Source organism: Tunicatimonas sp., assembly GCF_049647865.1.
Lineage (GTDB): Bacteria > Bacteroidota > Bacteroidia > Cytophagales > Cyclobacteriaceae > Tunicatimonas.
Map to the genome: position 1 here is coordinate 1 of NZ_JBARYM010000150.1, position 2,747 is coordinate 2,747.

The following is a 2,747-nucleotide window of genomic DNA, read 5'->3' on the forward strand; positions in this document are numbered from 1 at the left end:
GGGCGGTTGGTTCTTAATTGCCTTGAAAGGAAATCAAGCCGAACTCAGTACCGAACTGCAACGCGTAGTCCAGTACTTGCCCGTTGAACAAGAAGGGCAGACGATAGAAAAAGGACATGGACGCATACTATAAGAAAGCCCTACATGGTTAATTGCTCATCAATGAGGTTTTTGGCATTTACCCCTAAAATTTCTTTGGTACATGTGTTTAAGTATTTATCCGAAATGTTCAATGTCTTGGCATAATCTCCTACTTCGTGGTATTCATCAAACTGCCGATTGACCAATTTCTTAAATCTGTATACCAGCGTTGATTTAGAATTATTCTGACTAATGACTGACTTGATATTACATTTACCATCGCAGTAGACAAAGAGCGTGTTTAGCAGCGAAAGAATGGCCTCTTCTCGGTGCTTAAGTTGGGTGCTGAGAAGTTCGTCCAGCATCTCCAGAATAGCCTGTATTCGTATTTCAATACCGGGGGTAAGAGTTATTTTAGGGATATCCTCAGAGTTGAACAGGCGGATTTCACTAATATGCAAATTTTTAAAGATGGGGTGATCCATCACTTTCCGGGGTAAGTATAGTACGTAGCCTGACGAAGCTGTAGTTTTTCCCTTAAGAATCCGCCAGCGATGATCAGGAGCTAAGAAGAAAACGGCATTAGCAGCATCGTAGTAAACTTTATCGTTAATCTCGAGTCCTTCTACCTTGTCTTTAACCCAGCAAACGGCGTAAGTTTCGGCCGCCGAATCAGAATGTATTTCATCGGTGATACGCGATATTTTAATGCTTGTGGGGTTCATAATAAGCTTTTCAATTACGAGGCAACAGTTCTATTTTTATACTGTTATTTGATTTGCCTAACACAGCAATATACAACCTTTAGGGGGACAAGCTAGTTGATGAATAATAAAGCTCAATGGGTGTTCTGCTATTAGCAAGTGAGACGTAAGGCCTAATCTCAGCTGATTGTTTCTATAATAGTACACAAATCACTTACCCCGCTGCTTAGAAAGCCACCGTTGATAAGCTGCTTTTCCTCGGGCGAAACCGGCGGCATCCGCATAAAAATTGTGAGAGCCATCTCCGGCTTCTACGTCAAGCACATAGTATAAGTACTCAGTTGACCCCGGATTTAAGGCGGCTTCCAAGGCCGATTCACTAGGCGAACATATAGGGCCGGGCGGCAAGCCCTGAATTCTGCGGGTATTGTACGGATGATCTACTTCAACGTCACTCTTATGAATAATTCCATCCCAGCGGTTGAGTAGCTTAGCGATGTAGACATTGGTGGCATCAATACCCAGCGGAATTCCTCGCTCCAGCCGATTATAAATCACCGAAGCGACCAAAGCGCGCTCGCGGTCTACTTGCGACTCGTTTTCAATAAGACTAGCAATGGTAACAATTTCCTGTTTTGTTCTACCCATGTCTTTCGCTAACTGGTTCCACTCCGGTTTCCAAACCTGCTTAAACTGCTGTACCATCTTGGCAATTATGGCTTCAGGATGGCTGCCGATCTCAAAATCGTAGGTAGTAGGATACAAATACCCTTCGAGGTTGGTGGCTTGAGGATCAAAGTCTTCAATAAGTTTGGTGTCATTCATCAGAGCCAGCACCTCTTCTGGCGATAGCGCGGGTTCTACCGGAAATCGGGCGACAATACGGTTAGCAATCTCAAACCGCGACCATCCTTCGGGAATGGTTAAGGCTTGGGCCCGTTTTCTTCCGTTTTCTAGCGTATTGAGAACTTCCTTCGGGCTAATGGGCGAAGGAAATAGATAGTCACCGGCTTCTAATCGCAAATCAGTAGCAAAAAACCGTAGATAAAGTTTAGTAGCCAAGGGCGCCTGGATGATTTGCTGACCCTCTAATTTTTTCAGAATCTGATTAGAAGCCATCCCCCGCTCAATGGTAATATACTCCGAAGCATAATTGTGCGCTACGGGTTGATTCAGCGCGTTTTGTAACCAAAAGTAGCCACCTCCCAAACACAAGGCTGCTAAAACTAAAAAGAGCAGTATAAAACGAGTCAATTTCATAATCACTTTAGCGGGTGAATAGGTTGGGGTTTTGAACACTTTATTTTATACTCCGCTGGGCATTAGTGCTCTTCTTCTGTCTTTGTGACATCAGTTTTTTCTTAACCTGACGTGATTTTTCTTTTTTCATTAATTTTCTAAAATCAGCAAGCTCTTTCTCCGTCCAGGGTTCTGATTTTATGATAAAGTCTATATCTTTTGGTTCTCTTATTAGTCCCATTTTCTTGTTTTTAGGTTTTAAAATACTGAGTAACAAGTCTAGTTGCAGCCGATGCGTCTAAGTACATTCTTTGTCCACGAAATTGTTTAGCTCCAAGCGTTTTCTTATAATGTTCTATTAACGCAGATTTAGAGTCAAAAGCTACATACCCCTCATAACCTCTGTCGAAAGCTACTTTGCAAGCATAAGCTACTAAATTTCCAGGAATACCAAGATAAACCTTGTTACTGCCTTTATTAAAATTAGCACTTTCAATCAAATGAAGAAAAAGGTGGTCTTTCTTGTCTTCAATACTTACCAAGCCTTGAATGATGGTTGGATTATTAACTGTTGTTAACCTGTATATCTCTTTGGTCTGGTCTTTTAACTCCTGTCCCCAGTCAAAAACCCACTCAGTCGGCTTGATTTCTTTTTTTGTTATTAGTCTTACGACTTCCGTGTCAAAAACTTCACCAGTCAGCCGGTTTTGAATGGAATTTGTC

3 protein-coding genes are annotated in these 2,747 nt (G+C 42.1%); all 3 read right to left on the minus strand.

Annotated elements, in window-relative coordinates; all coding sequences use genetic code 11:
• Positions 1-140: 140 nt before the first annotated feature.
• Positions 141-806, minus strand: a complete 666-nt coding sequence (locus WBA23_RS04690; protein ID WP_424581091.1) for an AraC family transcriptional regulator — start codon at positions 804-806, stop codon at positions 141-143.
• A 189-nt stretch (positions 807-995) separates the two neighbouring features.
• Positions 996-2,045: an endolytic transglycosylase MltG gene (gene mltG, locus WBA23_RS04695; protein ID WP_424581092.1), complete on the minus strand. Its 1,050-nt coding sequence runs from the start codon at positions 2,043-2,045 to the stop codon at positions 996-998.
• 230 nt (positions 2,046-2,275) lie between these two features.
• Positions 2,276-2,747 (minus strand): hypothetical protein (locus WBA23_RS04700; RefSeq protein WP_424581093.1); only part of this gene is annotated, 472 nt, incomplete at its 5' end.